This window comes from Pseudomonas anatoliensis (genome assembly GCF_017976235.1).
In the GTDB taxonomy this organism is placed as follows: Bacteria; Pseudomonadota; Gammaproteobacteria; order Pseudomonadales; family Pseudomonadaceae; genus Aquipseudomonas; species Aquipseudomonas anatoliensis.
The window spans coordinates 779,580-799,125 of the sequence record NZ_JACVHC010000003.1; the positions used below are offsets into that span (position 1 = coordinate 779,580).

Below are 19,546 nucleotides of genomic sequence, written 5' to 3' on the forward strand. Positions count from 1 at the left end.
GATCGAGCATGGAGTCCATGCTTTGTCGGGTAAAGCCCGCGCCGGGCAATGACTAGGATAAGCACAGCTTATGTATGAAGCCCTTGGTGATCTGTCGCTCGACCTGTTGCGCGCCTTTGAGGCCGCTGCCCGGCATCGCAGTTTTACCGCCGCCGCGGTGGAGCTCGGGACCACGCAACCAGCGATCAGCCAGCAGATCAAACGGCTTGAAGAACAGCTTGGCTCACGGTTGTTCGATCGAATCTACCGTGGCATTGAGCTCACCGAAGTCGGCACTATTCTGTTTGAACAAGTTAGCCTCGGTTTGCAGAATATCGACGCCGGTTTGAGTGCGATCAGCGCACAGCAGCAACATGAGGTGCTGCAAGTCGCCACCGATTTTGCGTTCGCTGCGTATTGGTTGATGCCGCGTCTGCATCGCTTCCACGAAGCCAATCCGCACGTCGACGTCAGCCTGGTCACCAGCGAGCGCAACCACAACATGCTGCGCACCGATATCGACGTGGCGATCCTGTTTGGCGATGGGCGTTTCAAACAGGGTGAAAGCCATTGGCTGTTCAGCGAAGAAGTGTTTCCGGTGTGCAGTCCGCTCTTGCTCAAGGATCGTGCCCTGCCCTTGACCGCGCAGGCATTGCTGGAATTTCCGTTGCTGCACCTGCGGGGGGAAAACAGCAGCAATTGGTTTGACTGGAGCGGGCTGTTCCGCGAACTCGGCATCACTACCCCGCCGGCGCCGGGGCAATTGCGTTTCGACAATTACACACTGCTGATTCAAGCGGCGATCGGCGGTCAAGGCGTGGCGATTGGCTGGCGTCACCTTGTGGATAACTTGCTCAGTCAGGGTTTGCTGTGTCGACCGATTGCCGAGACCACCCTGTCGCGCCTTGGCTATTACGTGGTGTTGCCGCAGCGCAAACGGCGTGGCGTGTTGATCCAGCAGTTTGTCGATTGGTTGATGGAGGAGCAGGCGCGCAGTGCCGAATCTTTGGCCGGGTTGCAGTTGCCGTCGATTGCTAATTGAAGATCAAAGGATCGCAGCCTGCGGCAGCTCCTACAGGTGGATTTTATGGATTTGAAGTTGCGACAAAATTTACGTGCTGGCCGACATGCAGATTCAGTTGCAGCTCATCGGCAATTCCCACTGCCACGCGATTCAAGCGTTCCAGCGGTTCTGCCAGACCCGGCTCCAGATTGCCGCCGACCTGACTGAAATGCTCAATGGTCAGCCCAGCCACGCCGTGCGGCGCATTGACCAGCGTCCAGTGCAATGGACTGCTTTGCACCGCTTCACGAATTTCTTCGGCAGCGTGGCGTTGTAAGCGTTCATCCAGCTCCGGCTCGTCGAGTACGGCAAACTCCCCCACCAGAAACAGCCGCGAGACATTGGCCGCTTGCAGCCCGTCGACCAGTGCATCCACCGCTAAAACCTGTTCGACCGGGCCGAGTACCACCGAGCGTTCAACATGGTCGCTACTGAACGGCAGCCCCGGCGCATCGAGCAAGCAGATCACCGCCGAACTGCCGGCGACACTTTGATTGACCCGCTCGGAATCGAACAGGTCACCGCTTTTAGTGCGCAATCCTGGACGTGGCGCGAGCGCGGTCAGGTCGTCGAGAATGGCGATGACTTCGTGCTGTCGGCGCAGCAGTTCAGCCATCAACGCAGCGCCCAGGCTACTCATGGCACCATAGAGCACCACTTTTACTACCGGGGTTTCGGCATTTTTCATGGCTGATCCCTTTTGTTATCCCTTGTATGACGTGTGACATACGGGCTACGTCGAGGGTTCGAACCGATTCAGAGGGTTTGCAATGCAAGCGATCAAGGGCTACCACGCCCACGTCTATTTCGACGCCAGTACGATTGAACAGGCTCGGGCAATGTGCGAGCGGGCCGCGCAGTTGTTTCCATTGAAGATGGGCCGCGTTCACGAACGACCGGTCGGCCCGCACCCGGACTGGAGCTGCCAGTTGGCCTTCGGCCCCGAGCTGCTCGGCGAGGTGCTGCCTTGGCTGGCGCTCAATCGCAAAGGCCTGGTGGTGTTTCTGCACCCGGACACCGGCGATGACTTGCTCGATCACACCGATCATGCGATCTGGATGGGGGCGGTGCGGTCGCTGGATCTGTCTATTTTTTGATCACACTAGTGATACGCCCAACGTGTTTCTTCGCGCTCACCGCTTGGCTGCTCGTTCGCCAAACGACGCTAATCGCACCCGACGATCGGTTGACCGTTCATTCAAAGCTTTCACCGGCGAAAGGTAGCTGAAAGCTTCCCCGATTAGGATCGCCCTCACTTCCGGCAACAGACCGGTTGGCCAACGCGTGTGATACCTCGCTCGCCCGGCCCAATTAACAACAACAATGGTGATTCTGATGTCCTCTGTAGCCCGCCTCTTCCCGTGTCTTTTCGTTGCCACTCCGCCCGTACGTCTCGTGCTTCCCGTTCTGCGCTGATCCCGCCCGATCCGCTCATTTAACTAGCCGCGCTACGCCTGGAGTAATCCCATGCTGACTTTCCTTGGCTTCGCCATGGTCATCACGTTCATGTTCCTGATCATGACCAAGCGCCTGTCCGCGCTGATCGCTCTGATCATCATCCCGATCCTGTTTGCACTGTTCGGTGGTTTCGCGCCGAAGATCGGTCCGATGATGCTCGAAGGCATCACCAAGCTGGCGCCGACTGGCGTGATGCTGATGTTCGCCATTCTCTATTTCGCCCTGATGATCGACTCCGGCCTGTTCGACCCGGCCGTGCGCAAGATCCTCAAACTGGTCAAGGGCGACCCGTTGAAAGTTTCGGTCGGCACCGCCGTACTGGCGCTCGTCGTTTCCCTTGATGGTGACGGCGCGACCACTTATATGATCTGCGTGGCCGCCATGCTGCCGCTGTACAGCCGCATTGGCATGAGCCCGCGGATCATGGCTGGCCTGATCATCCTCGCCGGTGGCGTGATGAACATGACCCCATGGGGCGGCCCGACCGCTCGTGCGGCGAGTGCTCTGCATGTCGATCCTTCGGACATTTTTGTGCCGATGATCCCGGCCATGGCGGCCGGTGTGCTGGCGATCCTGGTCATCGCCTACTTCTATGGCAAACGCGAACGTGCGCGTCTGGGTGAGTTGCACCTGATCGGCGACGAGATCGATCACAGCGAAATCAGCGTTTCGCAGTTCCCCGACGCCCGTCGTCCGAAGCTGATCTGGTTCAACGGTGCCCTGACCTTCGGCCTGATGTGCACGCTGATCGCCGGCCTGTTGCCGCTGCCGGTGTTGTTCATGGTTGCATTCAGTATTGCCATGATCGTCAACTACCCTTGCCTGCAACAGCAGAAGGATCGCGTCGCGGCGCACGCCGGTAGTGTGCTGGCAGTGGTCGGGCTGATCTTTGCGGCCGGCATCTTCACCGGTATCCTGACCGGCACCGGCATGGTCGATGCGATGTCGAAGAGCCTGTTGGCAGTGATCCCTGATTTCCTCGGCCCGTACCTGGCGGTAATCACGGCGCTGGTGAGCATGCCGTTCACCTTCTTCATGTCCAACGATGCGTTCTACTATGGTGTGTTGCCGGTGTTGGCCGAAGCCGCCAGCCACTACGGGATTACTGCGGTGGAAATGGCCCGTGCCTCGATCGTCGGTCAGCCCGTCCACTTGCTGAGCCCGTTGGTGCCATCGACCTATCTGTTGGTGGCGCTGGCCGGGATTGATTTCGGTGATCACCAGCGTTTCACCCTGAAATGGGCGATCCTGGTGTGTATCTGCATCCTGATTGCTGCACTGCTGTTGGGGACTTTTCCGCTCTTCAGCACTCTATAAGCCCAAGACTCACCGCACAGAGTCCCGGCTTCGCTGTTTGAAGCCCGGACTCTTTGTGGTTTAACAATCGCTCAAAGGAATACACATGGAATGGCTGACCAACCCTGAAATCTGGGTTGCCTTCTTTACCCTGACCGCCCTGGAAATCGTCCTCGGTATCGATAACATCATCATGATTTCGATTCTGGTCAGCCGCATGCCCAAACACATGCAGCAGCGCACCCGGATCTTCGGTCTGGCGCTGGCCATGATCACGCGGATCCTGTTGCTGCTGTCGATCACCTGGGTCATGCGCCTGACGGCCGACCTGTTTGTGGTGTTCGGCCAAGGCATTTCCGGCCGCGACCTGATCCTGTTCTTCGGTGGTTTGTTCCTGCTGTGGAAGAGCTCGCAAGAGATGTACCACGCGCTGGAAGGCGAAGACGAAAGCGACGACACGCCAAGCGGCAAGGGCGGCAACTTCCTCTACACCATCATTCAGATCGCGATCATCGACATCGTCTTCTCGCTGGATTCGGTGATCACCGCTGTCGGCATGGTCTCGCACGTTCCAGTCATGGTTGCAGCGATCATCGTTGCGGTACTGGTGATGATGCTGGCGGCCGGGACTATCAGCGATTTCATCGACAAGCACCCGTCGCTGAAGATGCTGGCGCTGTCGTTCCTGCTGGTAGTCGGTACCGTACTGATTGCTGAATCGTTCGATGTGCATGTGCCAAAAGGCTACGTCTACTTCGCCATGGCGTTCTCGCTGGCGGTGGAAGCGATCAACATCAAACTGCGCGGCGCGATGGCCAAGAAGAAACAACAGCAAGATCCGGTGAAACTGCGCAAGGACATTCCGGGGCAGTAACCCGGATTTCCAAGCCAGTACAAAACCTGTGGGAGCTGGCTTGCCAGCGATAGCGGTGTGTCAGTCGACAGAAATGTTGGCTGAACGATCGCCATCGCTGGCAAGCCAGGCTCCCACAGGTTTTTTGTTGTTTGTGATTTTTGTGTTTGATGATTGAAAAACCGTAGTTCACGCAGACAGAAGAACCTGTGGGAGCTGGCTTGCCAGCGATAACGGGGTGTCAGGCGACATCAATGTTTGCTGTGCCGACGCCATCGCTGGCAAGCCAGCTCCCACAGGGTTTTGCCTTGTTTGTGGCGAACGTGAATGAACGCCTTTTCATGACACTTTTGTTTCAATCTGCACTTTAGCTGTGCAATGCTGGCGCGCAGACCGTTAGCCAACTACAGCTTAAGTATCAGAACGTAGAAACGCGCGGCACTGTCAATTTGCTCCTCTGGAGCGCTGCTATTACAGGGGGTCTGCATGCTCACCCTGCTCAATCTGCTTTCCGCCGTCGCCCTGCTGATCTGGGGCACGCACATCGTTCGAACCGGCATCCTGCGGGTGTACGGCACCCAGTTGCGCCATGTGATTGGCCAGAACATGTCGAAAAAATGGCTGGCCTTTGTCGCCGGCATCGTCGTGACCGCGATGGTGCAGAGCAGCAACGCCACCGCCATGCTCGTCACCTCTTTCGTCGGCCAAGGCCTGATGGCGCTGACCCCGGCGCTGGCGACCATGCTCGGCGCCGACGTCGGTACGGCGTTGATGGCGCGGGTGCTGACCTTCGATCTGTCGTGGCTGTCGCCGCTGCTGATTTTTGTCGGGGTGATTTTTTTCCTGTCGCGCAAACAGACGCGGCTCGGGCAGATGGGCCGCGTGTCCATCGGCTTGGGACTGATCATTCTTGCGTTGCAATTGATCGTCGAGGCCGCTGCGCCGATCACCCATGCGCAAGGGGTGAAGGTGATTTTCGCCTCGCTGACCGGCGATATCCTTCTCGACGCCTTGGTCGGCGCGCTGTTCGCGATGATTTCCTATTCCAGCCTCGCCGCCGTGCTGCTCACCGCGACACTGGCCGGGGCAGCGGTGATCAGCCTGCCGGTGGCGATCGGTCTGGTGATCGGTGCCAACATCGGCAGCGGCATTCTCGCGTTCATGAGCACCAGCATGCAGAACGCGGCGGGCCGGCAAGTGGCGCTGGGTAGTCTGTTGTACAAGCTGATCGGCCTGCTGCTGATCATCCCGGTGCTCGATCCGCTGGTGCACTGGATCGACAGTCTCGATTTCAGCCCGCAGGAAATGGTCATCGGCTTCCACCTGCTCTACAACACTGCGCGTTGTTTGATCCTGCTGCCGAGTGTCGGGCCGATGGCGCGGCTGTGTGCCTGGCTGCTGCCTGAACGGCCGGAGGTCAACGGCACTGCCAAACCGCGTCATCTCGACGCCACCGCACTGGTCACGCCAAGCCTTGCGCTGGCCAACGCCGCGCGGGAAACCCTGCGCATGGGCGATCTGCTCGACAACATGCTCGACGCCACCCTCGATGTGTTACGCGGCAAGCAGACCGCCGTCACTCAGGAGATGCGCCGACTCACCGATGATGTTGAAGCGCTGTACAGCGCAATCAAGCTGTATCTAGCGCAGATGCCCCGCGAGGATCTCGGCGAGCGGGACAGTCGACGCTGGGCGGAGATCATCGAGTTGGCGATCAACCTGAAACTGTCCAGCGATGTCATCGAACGCATGCTGCGCAAGATCCAGCAGCAGAAGACTTCGCAACGTCGTTCGTTTTCCGAGGAGGGGCTGGAGGATCTGGCCGTCCTGCATCAACAACTCATCGCCAACCTGCGGTTGGGGCTGTCGGTGTTTCTCAGCGGCGACCGGGAAAGTGCCCGGCAGTTATTGCGCGAGAAACGTCGCTTTCGCGCGCAGGAACGACGTTTGGCCCACGCGCATGTCAGCCGATTGCAACGCAAGATCGTGCAGAGTATCGAAACCAGTTCGCTGCACCTGGAGTTGATTGCGGACATGAGGCGGCTCAATTCGCTGTTCTGCGGCAGTGCGTATGTGGTGCTGGAAACGGCGGATACCGGCGCGCTGGCGGCGGATGATATGAGCGACATTACGCATTCGCCTTGAACGTCTGCGGTTGTGGTCAGTCAGTAACTCAGAGTTCAGCCTCAAGGCCGCCATCGCTGGCAAGCCAGCTCCCACAGGGTTTTGTGAGCGCCATACATCCCTGTGGGAGCTGGCCTGCCAGCGATGAGGGCCTGACTGACGACACGGATCTCCAAATCAGCCGTATGGAAGCCTGTTATGCGTTGCCTGTTGTTCGCCTGTCTATTACTCGGTTCTCTACCCTCCTTCGCCCTGGATCGTTTTCAGGTCGAAGGCTATGCGCTGCCCAACGGTTTGCAGCTGATGCTCAAGCCCGGCACCGAGCGTGGGCACGTGGCGATCCGCTTGGTGGTCGGCGTCGGTCTCGACGATTTTGACTGCGACGAAAAAGAGCTGCCACACCTGCTAGAACATTTGCTGTTTAGCGGCATCGACGCCACTGGCGAAGGTGGTCTCGAAGAACGCATGCAGGCCCTGGGCGGCGAATGGAACGCTTTTACCAGCAATGCCGACACCACGTTCGTCATCGAAGCTCCGGCGAAGAACCAACGCAAAGTGCTCGACCTGCTGCTGGCTCTGCTGACCCAGACCCGCATCGACGACAACGCGATCAACGCCGCCAAACGCGTGGTCGAGCGTGAAGACGGCGGCCATTACACGCGCCTGCAACGTTTTCTTGATCGTCAGGATCTGGGCCACACCGCGAGCAACCAATTGGCCGTCGAACTGGGCCTGAAATGCCCGCAGCGCGCTGAAGTCGATCATCTGACCCAAGAGCAGTTAGAGAAGGTGCGCCAAGCCTGGTACGCGCCGAACAACATGACCCTGATCGTCGTCGGTGAACTCGACAAACTGCTGCCGGCTTATCTGGAACGCACGTGGGGCGCCCTCGAGCCGGTCGAACCCAGCGAGCACCGACCGTTGCCGGACATCAGCACCAGTGCCGCTCACGAGCGCACCCTCACCCGCGGCTTTATTGGCGACGGCGCCAAGTTGCACTGGATGGTGCCGGAGCCGGTGCTGGACGATCAGTACGACCAGACCTTCGATATCCTCAAGGATTACCTCGACTGGGCGCTGTACCGGCAGATCCGCCTGAACCACGGTTTGTCCTACGGGCCGTGGGCCGAACGCGAAGTGTTCGGCGGCGTCGGCTTCATGAGCCTCAACGCCGACCTGGATCGCGATGACGTCGACGAAGCCATTCAGGTGCTTGAAGACCTCAAGGCCGACTTGCTGAAAAACGGCCTCGACGCAGACACCTTCGCCCGCATCAAACAGGCCGCTATCGCCCACCAGGCGTGGGCGGTGCAAGGCAACAGTGCGATGGCCGATTATTACTGGAGCGCGCTGAGCGATTATCACGACGGCCGCTTCGCCAACCCGGCCCGACAGCTGCACGGCGTGACACTGGAAACAGCGAACAAGGCGATGCGCGAGTTGATGTTGCAACCAGGATATCTGCGCATCGAGAAGCCGCTGATCAGTGATGATCAGGTGTTGTGGCTGGCTGCGGGTGGTGTGGGTCTGGTGCTGCTGATGTTGATCGGCTGGCGTGTGTATCGCCGTCACAAAATTGCTGGAAGCCATTAATCCTGTGGTGAGTGAGCACCTGTGGCGAGGGGATTTATCCCCGTTGGGCGGCGCAGCAGCCCCAATAAGTGCAGCTCGGTATATCCAGACAAAATTCGCTTGCAGGATCTACGACGGCTGCGCCGCCGATCGGGGATAAATCCCCTCGCCACAGGGGTCATGCGGCGGTAACCTTTCCGGGATTTTCCCCATATCGTCGTGAACCGCCAAAATGTCCAGACTGACCCTCCTTATCCAGCGCATTATCGAGCTGATGAAGCGCTACCCCGGGGTCATTGCGCTGGGTGGTTTCATCTCGGGGGTTGGCAGTTTCATGCTGGTCGATCGCCAGCAGGGACTGGCGAGCTGGATCACGGTGATCATGCTGCTCAGCTGGATCTGGCTGATGCTGGAGAACACCCTCACCGGGCTTTTCACGCGGATTTTCAAACGGGAAATCCCCCAGCCGCTGCTGCGTTATGCGACGCAGATGATCCATCAGGAAAGCCTGTTTTTTGTCCTGCCGTTCTTTTTCATCACCACAACGTGGAACAGCAGCCAACTGGTCTTCACCGGCCTGCTCAGCGTCGCCGCGCTGATCTCTATCGTCGATCCGCTCTATTACAAATGGCTGGCGCCTCGGCGCTGGGCGTTTCTCGCGTTGCACACCCTGACCCTGTTCGCCGCCCTGCTCACGGCGTTGCCGGTGATCATGCACCTGACCACCTCGCAAAGTTTCAAATGGTCGCTGGGGATTGCCGTGCTGCTGTCGTTCCCAAGCCTGGCGTCGATCTTCCCGATTCGCACCGTGCGCAACGCGCTGGCGATTCTGTTTATCACCTTCGGCATCGGCGGCGTCGGTTGGGCGCTGCGTTCGTGGGTGCCGCCGGCGACGTTGTGGATGACCGACGTGGCCATCAGCACGCAGATGCAGGATCGCACCCCCGGTGCCAGTCTCGATAAGGTCAGCGCCGAGCAGATCCGCAATGGCGGCCTCTACGCCTACACCGCGATCAACGCACCGCGCGGGCTCGATGAGCGGATTTATCACGTCTGGAAGTTCAACGGTAAAGAAGTCGACCGCATTGCCCTCGACATCCATGGCGGGCGCAAGGAAGGCTACCGGGCGTGGACGCACAAGCAGAATTTCCCTGGCAACCCGGCGGGCAAATGGCAAGTGCGGGTATTGACCGAGGATGGCCAGCTGATCGGCGTGCTGCGTTTTGAAATCACCGACAGCACACCGGCCAAAGAAAAGTAATCCGGTTCGTGCTATTACGTTAGTTCGCTTAGCAGCCGAACAAGCACGGAGCTTATGACCAGCAGCTCAATGACAGGCAGTGCCCGATTGGACACGTCCAACACCCCTGCCCGCTTGCAGGTCAGCGGGGACTGGACGCTCGCCCATTACGCCGAGCTCAAGCACCTGAGCGAAACCCTGCGCGGCCAGTACGACACCGACACGCTTATCGACCTCAACAGCCTCGGCGCCCTCGACACTGCTGGCGCCTCGTTGCTGGTGGAGTTGCTCGGCTCCGAGCGCCTCGGAAAATCCGCCGAACACCCCGATTGCACAATCTCCAGCGCCGACCGCGCGCTGCTGCAAACCGTGTATCAGTCGATGACTGATTTCTGCGTGCCGATCAAAGAGCCGGAAATCAGCGTCAGCGTGCAATTGTTGACGCGCATCGGCCGCGCCGTCGACACGGTCTGGCAAGACACCCTGCAACTGCTCGGCTTCGTCGGCCTGATTCTGGAAACCATCGCCCGTGGCCTGTTCCGGCCCAAGCGCTGGCGCATCACGCCGGTGATCGCGCACATCGAACAGACCGGCCTCGACGCCGCGCCCATCGTGGCGTTGCTGACCTTTCTGGTGGGTGCTGTGGTGGCGTTTCTCGGCGCGACGGTGCTGGCCAGTTTTGGCGCGAGCATCTTCACCGTCGATCTGGTGGGTTTTGCCTTCCTGCGTGAGTTCGGTGTTTTGCTCACCGCGATCCTGATGGCCGGGCGCACCGCCAGTGCGTTCACCGCGCAAATCGGGTCGATGAAGGCCAACGAGGAAATCGACGCGATCCGCACCCTCGGCCTCGATCCGATGGAGTTGCTGGTGGTACCGCGCGTGCTGGCGTTGCTGGTGGCGCTGCCGCTGCTGACCTTTCTGGCGATGATCTGCGGGATCGTCGGCGGTGCCGTGGTCTGCGCGGTGTCGCTGGATATCTCGCCGGCGATGTTCCTCTCGCTGCTGCAAAGCGACATCGGCGTTCAGCATTTTCTGGTCGGCCTGGTGAAGGCGCCGATCTTCGCGTTCCTGATTGCGGCGATTGGTTGTCTGGAAGGCTTCAAGGTCAGCGGCAGCGCCGAATCGGTCGGCGCACACACCACGTCGAGTGTGGTGCAGTCGATTTTCGTGGTGATCGTGCTCGACGCGGTGGCTGCGCTGTTCTTCATGGAGATGGGCTGGTGAGTCGTCTACCCCGTGCGCCCTCGGAGGCGGTGATTGAAGTCCGTGGCCTGTGCAACCGCTTCGGTACGCAGAGCGTGCACGAAAACCTTGATCTGGATTTGTACAAAGGCGAAATCCTCGCCGTGGTCGGCGGTTCCGGCAGCGGCAAATCGGTACTGCTGCGTAGCATTGTCGGCCTGCGCCGGCCCAGCGAGGGCATCGTCAAAGTATTCGGCCAGAATCTGCCGAGCCTGTCTGAGCATGAACGCTCGTTGATTGAACGGCGCTTTGGCGTGCTGTTCCAGAAAGGCGCGCTGTTCTCTTCGCTGACGGTGACCGAGAACGTCGCCCTGCCGCTGATCGAACACGCGGGCCTGAGCCGCGAAGATGCCGAGCATCTGGCCGCCGTCAAACTGGCGCTGGCCGGGCTACCGCTGTCGGCGGCAGACAAATACCCGGCGTCGCTGTCCGGCGGCATGATCAAACGCGCCGCTCTGGCTCGAGCTTTGGCGCTGGATCCGGACATTCTTTTTCTCGACGAACCCACCGCCGGCCTCGATCCGATTGGCGCGGCGGCGTTCGACCAATTGATCCTGACCCTGCGTGATGCGTTGGGTCTGAGCGTCTTTCTGGTGACCCACGACCTCGACACGCTCTACACCATCACCGACCGCGTGGCGGTGTTGGCGCAGAAGAAAGTGTTGGTGGCCGATGCCATCGACGTGGTCTCGGAAACCGATGACGCGTGGATTCACGAATATTTCCACGGCCCGCGCGGCCGCTCGGCGCTGGACGCCGCCAAACTGCTCAACGAGGTCTGACATGGAAACCCGAGCGCATCATGTGTTGATTGGCCTGTGCACCGTGCTGGTGGTGGCCGGCGCCCTGCTCTTCGGCCTGTTCCTGGCCAAATCCAGCGTCGACACCGAGTTCAAGGATTACGAGGTAGTGTTCAACGAGGCGGTCAGCGGCCTGTCCAAAGGCAGTTCGGTGCAGTACAGCGGGATCAAGGTCGGCGACGTGGTCAGCCTGCGCCTCGATCCGCAGGACCCACGGCGGGTGCTGGCGCGGATTCGTCTCGGTGGCGATACGCCGGTCAAGGAAGACACCCAGGCCAAACTGGCCCTGACCGGGATCACTGGCACGTCGATCATCCAGCTCAGCGGTGGCACGCCGCAGAGCCCGACGCTCAAGGGGCATGACGGCAAGCACCCGGTGATCATCGCTTCGCCTTCGCCTATCTCGCGGCTGCTCAATGACAGTAACGACCTGATGAGCGGCATCAGCGCCCTGCTGCACAACGCCAATCAGATGTTCTCCGAAGATAACGTCGAACGCGTCAGCAAGACCCTCGCCCATCTCGAACAGACCACCGGCACCATCAACGATCAGCGCGGCGACATTCGCCAGGCCATGCAGCAACTGGCGAGCGTCGGCAAACAGGCCGGCAGCATGCTCGAACAGACCTCGGCGTTGATGCGTAACGCCAACGGCCTGCTCAACGATCAGGGCAAACAGGCGCTGGGCAGCGCCGAGCAGGCAATGAAGTCGCTGGAAGACAGCAGTGTCACCATCAATGCATTGCTGAACAAGAACCAGAACTCCCTCGACAGCGGCATGCAGGGCCTCAACGGCCTGGCGCCGGCGATCCGCGAACTGCGCGAAACCCTGAATTCGCTGCGGGCCATTTCTCAACGTCTGGAGGCCAACCCCAGCGGTTACCTGCTGGGCAGTGACAAGAACAAGGAGTTCACGCCATGAAGCTGACTCGCCTCGCCCTCCTCGCCACTGGCTTTACGCTGATCAGTGCGTGCACGATCTTCCCCGAAGCCGAGCCACTGGATGTCTACCGCTTGCCGGCAGCACAGGCGCCCGTCTCGCGCGGTTCGGCGGCAACTCAGCCGTGGTCGCTGCGTTTGAACAAGTTGCAGGCCAGCGAAGCGCTGAACCGGCCGACCATCGCAGTGATCCCGCAAGGTGACGTGATCAGCAGCTACAAGGCTTCGCGCTGGAGCGATCCGGCGCCGGTATTGCTGCGCAATCGGCTGCTCGACGGTTTTCAGCGCGATGGCCGGGTGACGTTGCTGAGTACCGATGACAGCAACTTTCAGGCAGATCTGGAGCTGGGCGGGAATTTGCAGGCGTTTCAGACTGAATATCAAGGCACCCAGGCCAGCGTCGTCGTGCGCCTCGATGCGTTACTGGTGCGCGGTTATGACCAGCGAATCCTGGCCAGCCGCCGATTTGAGGAACGTCAGCCGCTGAGCGATGTGCAGGTGCCGGCAGTGGTCGCCGGGTTTGGCCAGGCCAGTGATCGTCTTACCGCCAAAGTCGTGGATTGGGCCGTAGACCAAGGCCAGAAACTGGCGCCCTCGCCCAGACCTTGAGCCCCACACAAAACCCATGTAGGAGTGAGCCTGCTCGCGATTGCGGTTTGTCAGTCACCAACACTGGTGACTGTCAGCCCGCAATCGCGAGCAGGCTCACTCCTACAGTTTTGATCTGTGCTTAGCCGAAGAACCAGTAGCACACAGTGATGGCGCCGATCACACCGGCCAATTCCGCCAGCAACGCACACCCCACCGCATGCCTTGCGCGCTGAATCCCCACGGCACCGAAATACACCGCCAGCACATAGAACGTCGTCTCGGTACTGCCCTGCACCGTCGCTGCCACGAGCGCCGGGAAGCTGTCCACGCCCGAGGTCTGCATTGTCTCGATCAACATCGCCCGCGCAGCGCTGCCGGAGAACGGTTTGACCATCGCTGTTGGCAGCGCATCAACGAAACGGGTGTCCCAACCGGCCCATTCGACCAGATGGCGAATCCCGTCGAGACCAAAATCCAGCGCCCCGGATGCGCGCAATACGCCGACGGCGCAGAGCATCGCGACCAGATACGGCAGCAGGTTCTTGGCGACATCGAAGCCTTCCTTCGCGCCTTCAACGAACGCTTCGTAAACCTTCACTTTGCGCAACGCACCAATCACCAGAAACAGCATGATCAGCCCGAACAACGTGAGATTGCCGAGGATCGACGAAAGCCCCGCCAGCGCCGTGGCCGACATCGTCCCCAGCAGCGCCATGAACGCGCCGAGGATCAGCGCGCCGGGGATCAGATACGCCAGCACCACCGGGTCCCAGACCCGCAGACGCTGCATGAAGGCGACCGAGAGAAAGCCGACGATGGTCGAGCAACTGGTCGCCAGCAGAATCGGCAGGAACACCAGCGTCGGATCCGGCGCGCCTTGCTGGGCGCGGTACATGAAGATCGTCACCGGCAGCAGGGTCAGGGAGGAGGCGTTGAGCACCAGGAAGAGGATTTGCGCGTTGCTGGCGATGGTCGCGCTGGGGTTGAGTTCCTGTAACGCCTTCATGGCTTTGAGGCCGATCGGCGTGGCGGCGTTGTCCAGGCCGAGGCCGTTGGCGGCGAAGTTCAGGGTGATCAGGCCAAGGGCCGGGTGACCGGGCGGAACCTCAGGCATCAGCCGCAGAAACAGCGGGCCCAACACCTTGGCCAGCCAGTCGACGATCCCGGCTTTTTCGGCAATGCGCAGGAAACCCAGCCACAAGGTGAGGGTGCCGAACAGCAGCACCATGACTTCGACCGAGAGCTTGGCCATGGCGAAAATGCTTTCCACCATCGCCGCAAAGATCCCGGCGTTACCGCCGACCAGCCACTGCACCAGCGCCGACACGGCTGCCACGATGAAGAAGCCAAGCCACAGGCCATTAAGCATCAGTCAAATCCCCCGGAAGATGCGGCGAATGATAACGGGGTCGCCAGAAACGACAAACCCCGGATTTCTCCGGGGTTTGTCTACGATTGCTGGTGCCCCCGATTACAGGGTTGACCGCCATCTACTGTAGGAGCTGCCGAAGGCTGCGATCTATTGCTCTTGCCTTTGAAAACAGAATCAAAAGATCGCAGCCTGCGGCAGCTCCTACACAGGGTGTGTCAGTTCTTCGAGATTTCACCCGCCGGCAGTTTTTCCTTGCTGCGCCAGTGCGGCAGGGAGTTCCAGTAGCGCTCGCCCTTGGCGTCGTCGTACATGCCTTCCCAGCGCGAGATAACCAGCACGGCCAAGGCATTGCCGATCACGTTCAGCGCGGTACGGGCCATGTCCATGATGCGGTCGACACCAGCGATGAACGCCAGGCCTTCCAACGGAATACCCACGCTGCCCAAGGTCGCCAGCAGCACCACGAAGGACACGCCCGGTACGCCGGCGATGCCTTTGGAGGTGACCATCAGGGTCAGTACCAGCAGCAGTTGCTGGCTGATCGACAGGTCGATGCCGTACAGCTGGGCAATGAAGATTGCGGCGATGGACTGGTACAGGGTCGAACCGTCGAGGTTGAACGAGTAACCGGTCGGCACCACGAAACTGCAGATGGCTTTCGGCGCGCCGTAGGCTTCCATCTTCTCGATCACGCGCGGCAGCACGGTTTCCGAGGAGGCGGTGGAGTAGGCCAGGACCAGTTCATCCTTGAAGATGCGCATCAGCTTCAACACCGAGAAGCCGAACAGCCTGGCGATCAGGCCCAGCACCACAAAGGCGAAGAAGGCGATGGCGACGTAAACCAGGATCACCAGTTTGGCCAGCGGTATCAGGGAAGCGAAACCGAAGTTGGCCACGGTCACCGCGATCAGTGCGAATACGCCGATCGGGGCGTAGTTCATGATCATGTGAGTGACTTTGAACATGCTTTCCGAGACGCCCTGGAACATCTTCACCAGCGGCTCGCGCAGGTCCGACTGCAGGCTCGACAGACCGAGACCGAACAGCACGGAGAAGAAGATGATCGGCAGCATTTCGCCGCGGGCCATGGCCGCGAAGATGTTCGACGGGATCAGGTTGAGGATGGTCTCGATGAACGCGTGTTCATGCTGTACTTCGGCGGCAGTCGCCTGGTACTTGGAGATGTCCACCGTGCCCAGGGTGCTCATGTCGATGCCGGTACCCGGGTGGAACACGTTGGCCAGCACCAGCCCGACGACGATGGCGATAGTGGTGACGATTTCGAAATAGATGATCGTCTTCAGGCCGATACGCCCGAGCTTCTTGGCGTCGCCCACGCCGGCAATGCCGACAATCAGGGAAGAGATGACAATCGGGATCACGATCATCTTGATCAGACGGATAAAGATATCGCCTGCCGGTTGCAGGACGTTGCTGATCCACCAGGCCTTTTCGGCACTGAAATGGTTGAGCAACGCACCGATTGCAATCCCCAGTACCAGTCCGATGAGGATCTGCCAGGCGAGGCTAATTTTTGCCTTCTTCATTATCTTTACCCTTACTTGCGTTTGACTCAGGCACATGCAGGAACTGGAACGCTTTTTAGCGGAAAAGTCTGTGCATCTGCCTCCGTATAAGGTGCCCCGAAGTACGTATTGACGGCTCTTCGGCAGGCGAAAAAAGGCGCAACTATTCCGATGCAAGGTTGCGCCGTCTAATGCCGTAAACGCCTACCCTATGCCGAATCGGCATGAGCTTTTTCAAATGAAACTGGCGTCCCAACCGGTTCGATTGTGACATTTCAGCCAGCATAAGTGCCGTGAACCGGCCATTCCAGCGAAGGTTGATTGTTTTTTGAGCGAGAATTTTCGATCGATATTTGAGGAAAAAGCCTACGTAATCAGACCAGATGTCCGACTGTTTAAAAGATCTCTTTCTCGATATACGGTCGCCAGGAAACACCGCGTAATGTTTTCGCGCGCAGTGTGGGCGATAAAAAGAAGGGGCTGGACGCTCTGGATCAACGTTTTGCTTAAATGAAAGCTCGGCGCAAGCCCGTCGAACCCCTTTGGATTGACGAACTTGCGGCAGCTTTTACCCTGACCCGGCCCTCGCGCAGGTACTCCCTGTACCCGTAGGTCACTCCGACCCTGTAGCAGTCAGAACGTCCCGGCCCCCTGGTCATGCGCCGGCCCTCCTCGGGCGGGCGCAATAGAGGGCAGCGCAGGCGCTGCCCTCATGTTCAAACTCAGTACCACTTCGGATCTTTTTTCAAAGTTTCCATCAACAGATCCTGCATGCCCTGATCGGGTTTGCCGAAGAACCTGTAAGTGGCATGTCGCGTTGGCGACTTGTCGGACGGTAAGCCTTCGGGCACATCAACCAGCATGCCGTAGGCGTCGTCCTTGTCGAAGCTGAACGCAACGATCAAGCGATGATTGAGGCACTTGTCTGCATTTTCGCAGAGCGGGCCAACCAGATACTTGTCGCCATCCTCTTCCACAGCATTCATCTGCTGTTCGGAAGTGCCGGACAGGTTCATCACCCATTCCGGCAGGCGTTCTTCCTTCTTCACCACGCCTTCCCAGGTTTCCCTGTACTGCGGGTCGGAACTCAACAGCTCGTTGACCCGCGCCTGGCCGTCATTGGCCGCCATCGCCATGGCACTACCGCCCAGAAGCAGGGCGGCTGCCAGTGTCTTTAAAACGCTCATCGTCAACCTCGGCCGCGACGGCCCATGAAGAACGACACAACAAACATCACCAGGAACACGACAAAGAGAATCTTGGCGATACCCGTGGCGGTGCCCGCGATACCACCGAAGCCCAGTACTGCAGCGATGATGGCAATGATCAAGAATGTAATTGCCCAGCTCAACATGGTGATTCTCCTTACTTCTCTATTTAGGGATGTTGCGTGTTCCGGCGCATCGCGCCCGAATTCGTTTGATTCAATTAGAAAACCCAGCGCTCTTCACGTGGCAGCTGATCCATTGGCTGCGCCTGGTCGACGTCCATCATGCGCATCGAAGCGTTTTCTGCTGCAGTGCTGCTAACGGCACTGAAGTGCTTCTGCGTGCTGTGCTGGATCGAGATCAGCGGCTCAGGTTTCTGGCTGTTTTCCCAGCTCAGGTATTGCTGGCACGCGATCAGGGTGATCAACAGCGCGAGCACGCCAAACAGGCCTTGCTGGATATGCAAAGGCGAGATACGCATTTGGGCGGCACGTTGGCGAGTCATCCTGGGTTCCTCACGCTTATTCGGTTGGGGCAGTTCTGATCTGCCCGGGATGAATAAGGTATTGCAGCCTGCATGCCAGTTTTTTATCTTAAAAATAACCAATAAAAACAATGACTTAAGCGGGTGTGAAAAATTTCAGGGGACGCATCCTGCACGATGGAGCATCTGTGGTCGTGCGCAATGCACGATTTTTTCGTAGGAGAATTCATTCTTATGGAATTGAGAGCGGGGCGCAGATGTCAGAAAAGGACGCAGGGAAAGGCCTGCAAAGCGGTGATTGTTTAAAAATTCAACAAAATCAGTGGATTAGCCGTAAAGGCAGGAGAGGGCTACCCTCCTATGGCTGGCATCGTTCAGAATCAACCATGCAACTTGCCCGATTTTTCCGGGCTTAACTCAAGATCAATCACTATGGAGCGTAGGAAAAATGGAATCTGCCACTGAGCAACAAGGCCGCATTCTGCTGGTGGATGATGAATCCGCCATCCTGCGAACTTTCCGCTATTGCCTCGAAGACGAAGGTTATACGGTGGCCACCGCCAACAGCGCGGCTCAGGCCGAGGCACTGCTGCAACGTCAGGTCTTCGACCTGTGCTTCCTTGATTTACGTCTGGGCGAAGACAATGGCCTCGACGTATTGGCGCAAATGCGCATTCAGGCACCGTGGATGCGGGTAGTGATCGTCACCGCTCACTCGGCGGTCGACACGGCCGTGGATGCGATCCAGGCTGGTGCCGCCGACTACCTGGTCAAACCGTGCAGCCCGGATCAACTGCGCCTGGCGACTGCCAAGCAATTGGAAGTGCGCCAGCTCTCGGCGCGCCTTGAAGCGCTTGAAGGCGAAATCCGCAAGCCCAAGGACGGCCTCGATTCCCACAGCCCGGCGATGAAAGTCGTGCTGGAAACCGCGCGGCAAGTGGCCGGTACCGATGCCAACATTCTTATTCTTGGCGAGTCCGGCACCGGTAAAGGTGAGCTGGCCCGAGCGATTCACGGGTGGAGCAAACGCGAGAAGAAATCCTGCGTGACGATCAACTGCCCGTCGCTGACCGCCGAGTTGATGGAAAGCGAGTTGTTCGGCCACAGTCGCGGGGCGTTTACCGGCGCTAGCGAAAGTACCTTGGGTCGAGTCAACCAGGCAGACGGCGGCACACTGTTTCTCGACGAGATCGGCGATTTTCCCCTGACGTTGCAACCCAAGTTGTTGCGTTTCATTCAGGACAAGGAATACGAGCGGGTAGGTGACCCGGTGACTCGCCGCGCCGATGTGCGGATTCTGGCGGCGACCAACCTCAACCTTGAAGACATGGTGCGCGATGGGCGCTTCCGTGAAGATCTGCTGTATCGCTTGAACGTCATCACCTTGCATCTGCCGCCGTTGCGCGAGCGTGCGGAGGACATTCTGACGCTGGCCGACCGCTTCCTCGCACGCTTCGTCAAAGAGTACGCACGTCCGGCACGCGGTTTCAGTGACGAGGCCCGTGAAGCGCTGCTCGGCTACCGTTGGCCAGGCAACATTCGCGAGCTGCGCAACGTGGTCGAGCGGGCGAGCATCATCTGCCCGCAGGAACGGGTGGAAATCACTCACCTGGGCATGGCTGAGCAACCGGCCAACAACGCGCCACGCGTCGGTGCCGCGCTGAGTCTGGATGAGTTGGAGAAAGCCCACATCGGCGCAGTACTCGCCACCGCCGGCACTCTGGATCAAGCCGCGAAAACCCTGGGCATCGACGCCTCGACGCTGTATCGCAAGCGTAAGCAGTACAACCTGTGAGTGC

At 59.3% G+C, this 19,546-nt stretch carries 18 protein-coding genes; 12 read left to right on the forward strand and 6 right to left on the reverse strand.

From position 1 onward, the window contains the following. Positions 1 to 70: 70 nt before the first annotated feature. Positions 71 to 1,021 carry a choline sulfate utilization transcriptional regulator gene (locus ICA16_RS13090; RefSeq protein ID WP_210700755.1) on the forward strand — a complete coding sequence of 317 codons (951 nt, stop codon included), beginning with the start codon at positions 71 to 73 and terminating at the stop codon, positions 1,019 to 1,021. A gap of 43 nt (positions 1,022 to 1,064) precedes the next feature. Here ICA16_RS13090 and ICA16_RS13095 read toward each other — a convergent pair whose 3' ends face one another. After that, a complete protein-coding gene (locus ICA16_RS13095; RefSeq protein ID WP_210700756.1) occupies positions 1,065 to 1,730 on the reverse strand; it encodes an NAD(P)-dependent oxidoreductase in 666 nt (221 codons plus the stop codon). A gap of 82 nt (positions 1,731 to 1,812) precedes the next feature. On the opposite strand from ICA16_RS13095, the gene ICA16_RS13100 reads away from it, so the two are divergent. From ICA16_RS13100 to ICA16_RS13145, 10 genes are all read left to right on the forward strand, one after another. After that, positions 1,813 to 2,139, forward strand: a complete 327-nt coding sequence (locus ICA16_RS13100) for a DOPA 4,5-dioxygenase family protein (RefSeq protein ID WP_210700757.1) — start codon at positions 1,813 to 1,815, stop codon at positions 2,137 to 2,139. 370 nt (positions 2,140 to 2,509) lie between these two features. Continuing rightward, positions 2,510 to 3,817 carry a CitMHS family transporter gene (locus tag ICA16_RS13105; RefSeq protein WP_210700758.1) on the forward strand — a complete coding sequence of 436 codons (1,308 nt, stop codon included), beginning with the start codon at positions 2,510 to 2,512 and terminating at the stop codon, positions 3,815 to 3,817. A gap of 85 nt (positions 3,818 to 3,902) precedes the next feature. Then, positions 3,903 to 4,670, forward strand: coding sequence for a TerC family protein (locus ICA16_RS13110; protein ID WP_210553247.1), 768 nt, complete (start codon positions 3,903 to 3,905; stop codon positions 4,668 to 4,670). Between the two features lie 465 nt (positions 4,671 to 5,135). Further along, a complete protein-coding gene (locus tag ICA16_RS13115) occupies positions 5,136 to 6,794 on the forward strand; it encodes a Na/Pi cotransporter family protein (RefSeq protein ID WP_150593298.1) in 1,659 nt (552 codons plus the stop codon). 177 nt (positions 6,795 to 6,971) lie between these two features. Then, positions 6,972 to 8,366 carry a M16 family metallopeptidase gene (locus ICA16_RS13120; RefSeq protein WP_210700759.1) on the forward strand — a complete coding sequence of 465 codons (1,395 nt, stop codon included), beginning with the start codon at positions 6,972 to 6,974 and terminating at the stop codon, positions 8,364 to 8,366. A gap of 211 nt (positions 8,367 to 8,577) precedes the next feature. After that, the gene (locus tag ICA16_RS13125) at positions 8,578 to 9,606 is read left to right on the forward strand and encodes a DUF5924 family protein (RefSeq protein ID WP_210553245.1); all 1,029 of its coding nucleotides are present in this window, start codon (positions 8,578 to 8,580) and stop codon (positions 9,604 to 9,606) included. A 54-nt stretch (positions 9,607 to 9,660) separates the two neighbouring features. Further along, positions 9,661 to 10,809, forward strand: coding sequence for an ABC transporter permease (locus ICA16_RS13130; RefSeq protein ID WP_210553244.1), 1,149 nt, complete (start codon positions 9,661 to 9,663; stop codon positions 10,807 to 10,809). Next, complete coding sequence (locus ICA16_RS13135) at positions 10,806 to 11,609, forward strand: ABC transporter ATP-binding protein (protein ID WP_150605065.1); 804 nt, start codon at positions 10,806 to 10,808, stop codon at positions 11,607 to 11,609. The genes ICA16_RS13130 and ICA16_RS13135 overlap by 4 nt, the downstream gene beginning before the upstream one ends. Before the next feature lies 1 nt (position 11,610). Then, positions 11,611 to 12,549 carry an MlaD family protein gene (locus ICA16_RS13140; protein ID WP_210700760.1) on the forward strand — a complete coding sequence of 313 codons (939 nt, stop codon included), beginning with the start codon at positions 11,611 to 11,613 and terminating at the stop codon, positions 12,547 to 12,549. After that, entirely contained in the window at positions 12,546 to 13,175 is a 630-nt protein-coding gene (locus tag ICA16_RS13145; protein WP_210700761.1) for an ABC-type transport auxiliary lipoprotein family protein, read from the forward strand. The genes ICA16_RS13140 and ICA16_RS13145 overlap by 4 nt, the downstream gene beginning before the upstream one ends. Positions 13,176 to 13,296: 121 nt before the next feature. On the opposite strand, the gene ICA16_RS13150 is transcribed toward ICA16_RS13145, so the two are convergent. The 5 genes from ICA16_RS13150 to ICA16_RS13170 all read right to left on the reverse strand — a co-directional run bounded on the left by ICA16_RS13150 (position 13,297) and on the right by ICA16_RS13170 (position 17,768). Continuing rightward, complete coding sequence (locus tag ICA16_RS13150; RefSeq protein WP_150593291.1) at positions 13,297 to 14,526, reverse strand: nucleoside recognition domain-containing protein; 1,230 nt, start codon at positions 14,524 to 14,526, stop codon at positions 13,297 to 13,299. Between the two features lie 218 nt (positions 14,527 to 14,744). Beyond that, complete coding sequence (gene gltP / locus ICA16_RS13155) at positions 14,745 to 16,076, reverse strand: glutamate/aspartate:proton symporter GltP (protein WP_150605068.1); 1,332 nt, start codon at positions 16,074 to 16,076, stop codon at positions 14,745 to 14,747. A 701-nt stretch (positions 16,077 to 16,777) separates the two neighbouring features. Continuing rightward, complete coding sequence (locus ICA16_RS13160) at positions 16,778 to 17,242, reverse strand: inhibitor of vertebrate lysozyme family protein (RefSeq protein WP_150616997.1); 465 nt, start codon at positions 17,240 to 17,242, stop codon at positions 16,778 to 16,780. Positions 17,243 to 17,244: 2 nt separating this feature from the next. Further along, a complete protein-coding gene (locus ICA16_RS13165; protein WP_042556943.1) occupies positions 17,245 to 17,409 on the reverse strand; it encodes a DUF1328 domain-containing protein in 165 nt (54 codons plus the stop codon). A gap of 74 nt (positions 17,410 to 17,483) precedes the next feature. Beyond that, entirely contained in the window at positions 17,484 to 17,768 is a 285-nt protein-coding gene (locus tag ICA16_RS13170; RefSeq protein WP_150605070.1) for a hypothetical protein, read from the reverse strand. 427 nt (positions 17,769 to 18,195) lie between these two features. Here ICA16_RS13170 and algB point away from each other — a divergent pair, with 427 nt between their 5' ends. Continuing rightward, the gene (algB, locus tag ICA16_RS13175; RefSeq protein WP_042556945.1) at positions 18,196 to 19,542 is read left to right on the forward strand and encodes a sigma-54-dependent response regulator transcription factor AlgB; all 1,347 of its coding nucleotides are present in this window, start codon (positions 18,196 to 18,198) and stop codon (positions 19,540 to 19,542) included. Positions 19,543 to 19,546: the final 4 nt, after the last annotated feature.

What these genes read in the sequence shown, in the direction of transcription:
- ICA16_RS13090 (WP_210700755.1), top strand. Translation starts at nt 71, where the DNA reads ATGTATGAAGCCCTTGGTGATCTGTCGCTCGACCTGTTGCGCGCCTTT.
- ICA16_RS13095 (WP_210700756.1), bottom strand. Translation starts at nt 1,730, where the DNA reads ATGAAAAATGCCGAAACCCCGGTAGTAAAAGTGGTGCTCTATGGTGCC.
- ICA16_RS13100 (WP_210700757.1), top strand. Translation starts at nt 1,813, where the DNA reads ATGCAAGCGATCAAGGGCTACCACGCCCACGTCTATTTCGACGCCAGT.
- ICA16_RS13105 (WP_210700758.1), top strand. Translation starts at nt 2,510, where the DNA reads ATGCTGACTTTCCTTGGCTTCGCCATGGTCATCACGTTCATGTTCCTG.
- ICA16_RS13110 (WP_210553247.1), top strand. Translation starts at nt 3,903, where the DNA reads ATGGAATGGCTGACCAACCCTGAAATCTGGGTTGCCTTCTTTACCCTG.
- ICA16_RS13115 (WP_150593298.1), top strand. Translation starts at nt 5,136, where the DNA reads ATGCTCACCCTGCTCAATCTGCTTTCCGCCGTCGCCCTGCTGATCTGG.
- ICA16_RS13120 (WP_210700759.1), top strand. Translation starts at nt 6,972, where the DNA reads ATGCGTTGCCTGTTGTTCGCCTGTCTATTACTCGGTTCTCTACCCTCC.
- ICA16_RS13125 (WP_210553245.1), top strand. Translation starts at nt 8,578, where the DNA reads ATGTCCAGACTGACCCTCCTTATCCAGCGCATTATCGAGCTGATGAAG.
- ICA16_RS13130 (WP_210553244.1), top strand. Translation starts at nt 9,661, where the DNA reads ATGACCAGCAGCTCAATGACAGGCAGTGCCCGATTGGACACGTCCAAC.
- ICA16_RS13140 (WP_210700760.1), top strand. Translation starts at nt 11,611, where the DNA reads ATGGAAACCCGAGCGCATCATGTGTTGATTGGCCTGTGCACCGTGCTG.
- ICA16_RS13145 (WP_210700761.1), top strand. Translation starts at nt 12,546, where the DNA reads ATGAAGCTGACTCGCCTCGCCCTCCTCGCCACTGGCTTTACGCTGATC.
- ICA16_RS13150 (WP_150593291.1), bottom strand. Translation starts at nt 14,526, where the DNA reads ATGCTTAATGGCCTGTGGCTTGGCTTCTTCATCGTGGCAGCCGTGTCG.
- gltP (WP_150605068.1), bottom strand. Translation starts at nt 16,076, where the DNA reads ATGAAGAAGGCAAAAATTAGCCTCGCCTGGCAGATCCTCATCGGACTG.
- ICA16_RS13160 (WP_150616997.1), bottom strand. Translation starts at nt 17,242, where the DNA reads ATGAGCGTTTTAAAGACACTGGCAGCCGCCCTGCTTCTGGGCGGTAGT.
- ICA16_RS13165 (WP_042556943.1), bottom strand. Translation starts at nt 17,409, where the DNA reads ATGTTGAGCTGGGCAATTACATTCTTGATCATTGCCATCATCGCTGCA.
- ICA16_RS13170 (WP_150605070.1), bottom strand. Translation starts at nt 17,768, where the DNA reads ATGACTCGCCAACGTGCCGCCCAAATGCGTATCTCGCCTTTGCATATC.
- algB (WP_042556945.1), top strand. Translation starts at nt 18,196, where the DNA reads ATGGAATCTGCCACTGAGCAACAAGGCCGCATTCTGCTGGTGGATGAT.